General features: G+C 42.3%; 1 protein-coding gene. It reads left to right on the top strand.

Annotated features, from left to right (window positions below):
- Window positions 1-274 (top strand): hypothetical protein (locus KTHG_RS20965; protein WP_186439478.1); only part of this gene is annotated, 274 nt, incomplete at both ends.

The raw sequence follows: 274 nt of genomic DNA, 5'->3' as shown, positions 1-274 counted from the left end.
GGGAACAGGCCAATCGTGGCGTAGGTCCGACTGTAACCGTTACAGGAGAGGATTACGCGCGTAACTGTGACTTTATCTGTTCATTTGTGGACGATACGTATTACTTTGTGACAATTGGTTATTTCAAAACAGAAGTAGACCGCGTAGCACAGCTTATGGAGAGCTATAGTGATGATTATGCCATGATTGTTTTTAGTACGGATAAGCACTATGCAACCGATGGTTTAGAGTACCATTCCGAAAAAGAACGGTCTTATTTACATGCATTGAATGC

Source organism: Kurthia sp. Dielmo, from assembly GCF_000307285.2.
GTDB lineage: Bacteria > Bacillota > Bacilli > Bacillales_A > Planococcaceae > Kurthia > Kurthia populi.
Note: the sequence above shows the minus strand (reverse complement) of the source record. Positions and strands in the feature narration are given on the sequence as shown.